Here is a 2,649-nt window from a genome sequence, read left to right on the forward strand (position 1 = left end):
GCCAGCCCAACCATCGTAGCGGCCAGGGCCACTTAACAAGTGCAGGCAAAAGGGACGCCTCACTGTGTTCGCCGCCCCTGCTGCAAGCGTTAGGCTGAAAAAGAAACACCTTAGTAAATATCAAGAAAGGCTCGGTAAATGCGAATTGCAAAGTAAGAAACCGCATGTACAGTGAAGATAAATTTTATGTGGTTTATTTAAAATGCCTTTCATAACACAGTACAATTGCGGAAAAATACTAAGAAGTGTGGATTATCAGAAAATTGATCCTAAACATTTCAATCAACTTTATAAACAAAATATCTGGATATTATCGTATAAAGAGCAAGCATGGCTTGCTAGTGCAAAATTGCTATTCGATGATCCATCAGCATTCTTAAAAGAAGCTTATGTAAAGAACAGCCCGATAGATACCAAAAAATTTGTGTATGAAGGAAATAATCCTGCTTATCATGAAGATAAGAACTGCGATAGAATAAAATCCAACTATAACAACTTTGAAATACCTCAAGAAATCATACATAAAGGTGATAGAGAGATTGAAAGATTCAGGAAGTGGTTTAAGAGCAATCATAAACTATATGAAGATAATCAGAATAGATTTTTATCAAGATTGCAAGCTACATTTTTCCTACAAAATCCTCCGAATAAAGTAACTGGCTCAAATAGCGGTATTGTAGAATTCAATGATGTTAATATCTCAACCCTAGAGGATGAAATAGATCAACTTATGGAACAAGCCAAGTTGTTTTATTTCAAATCAGATGTACATCAAAACACTATTGATATAAACGGAAATAGAAGCTTTTTCGTAGCTAAAAGTGCAAAGAAAGATTCAATAATATATATCTGGCACAATTCTTACAAAGAAAAGCTAAAAGAAAAACTAATGCATTATTTTCGCGTGAAGTTAAATCCTGATCTTGAGTTTTCAGGTAAACTCCTTCAAACACTTAATTTTAGAGAATGTAATCAATGCTGCTGTAGCATAGATTTTTCTAAATTAGCATTATAAAAGAAAGATTTTTACAATTTTCAGCCTAACAAATGCTTCCAGTTCGTTCCGGGGCTTCGCCCCTCCACCCGACGCCGCCGTCGGCGGCGCGGCTGAAGCAGGCGTTATGTGCTAAGAGTTAATCCCCCAATTTTCTTCTCAAATATTAAAAGTTGTTATCTTAGGAAGTTAGATGTTAGTAAGAATACATCGGATTAAAGGAATAGGTTTGCTACACGATGTTGATGCAAGATCTCATTCTTTAAAAAAAGCAAGTTTCATCTACGCAGATAATGGAAGAGGAAAGTCTACGCTAGCATCAATTTTTCGCTCATGTTCAGTAAACAAACCTGAACTTATTATCAATCGAAGAACTATTGATGGAAACAATGCTCCTGAAGTTGATTTTCAGTTTAACAATGGCCAACGATCTACGTTTCAAAATGGTGTATGGAGTCAAGAGCACTCAGAGCTATTAGTTTTTGACTCCGATTTTGTAGAACAAAACGTTTATGCTGGGGGTCAGGTTACATCAGATCAAAGAAAAAATTTATTGCAATTTGCACTTGGTGAAAGTGCGGTCAATGCACAAAGAGTTTACGACCAAGCAGATGAAGATACAAAAGCAGCAGCTGCTAACGTTCGTGATATCATATCTCAACTTAGCGCATTTCATAGGGGGTTAACTCTTTCTCAGTTTCAGGCTTTAGAAGAAGTTACTGATATTGATTCACAGATCAATGCTCTAAATGAAAAAATTGTTGAGGCACAAAACATTGATCTTATTCAAGCGAAAGCTTCGCCTAAATTATTAATAAAACCAAACTTAAAAACTGATTCAATCTTTGAGATATTCGAAAATTCACTTGATAATATAGACTTGGCCGCTGAAGAGCAGGTAAAGGCATTTATAGATTCTCATAGTAAACCAGGTTATGAGAAATGGATTAGTGATGGGGTTGCATATGGTGAACAAAACTGTCCTTTCTGCGACCAGTCACTAGAGGGTTTAGACTTAATAAATGCGTATCGAAGCTATTTCAACCAAGATTACAACAAGCTAAAATCTGATGTTGCAAAATTAGAAGTTGCAATATCTACAGCTTGTTCAGAATCAATAATAGAAACTTTGAAATCGAGTTTTACTACAGCAAGTGCAGTAATTGATGGTTGGCAGGAACATATTGATATCCAGCCTCCTGTTTTTGATGAGTCTAAAGCAAGACAGCTACTCCTTGAAATTAAAGGTTTGCTAACAAAATTAAGACAACAGAAAGAAACACAGCTTCTTGAGTCTATAGGTGAAGACACAGACAAACAGCAAATAGATACTTACTGGCAAGAACTGTTAAGTGTTGTCGATACTTGTAATGAAACAATAACAAAAGCTAGAGAGGCAATAGTAGGTTATAAGACTAACTTAGCTTCGGTAAATATAGAAAATTTGCGTCAACAAATACAGAGTCTTGAATTGTGTAGAACTCGCTATAGTCCTGATTCTGTTAGAATGCTGTCAGAATTACAGGATGCTCAAGAAGAAGAGAGAAATTCAAAGAGAGATAAAGCTGGATTAATACAATAAGTGCAATCGACTGATATTTCAGATGTGAGCCAGCTGCTGGTACATTCTGTAGCTCTCACACTCAGAAATGGAA

The 2,649-nt window shown here is 35.9% G+C and carries 2 protein-coding genes; both read left to right on the forward strand.

Features of this window, described 5'->3' with window-relative positions; all coding sequences use genetic code 11:
- Positions 1-202 precede the first annotated feature (202 nt).
- Positions 203-1,015, forward strand: coding sequence for a hypothetical protein (locus GZ78_RS26970; protein ID WP_034843446.1), 813 nt, complete (start codon positions 203-205; stop codon positions 1,013-1,015).
- Positions 1,016-1,187: 172 nt separating this feature from the next.
- Positions 1,188-2,576 (forward strand): AAA family ATPase, encoded by a 1,389-nt coding sequence (locus tag GZ78_RS26975; protein ID WP_051785691.1) that lies wholly within the window; start codon positions 1,188-1,190, stop codon positions 2,574-2,576.
- The last annotated feature ends 73 nt before the right edge of the window (positions 2,577-2,649 follow it).

The sequence above is a fragment of the Endozoicomonas numazuensis genome (assembly GCF_000722635.1).
GTDB lineage: Bacteria > Pseudomonadota > Gammaproteobacteria > Pseudomonadales > Endozoicomonadaceae > Endozoicomonas_A > Endozoicomonas_A numazuensis.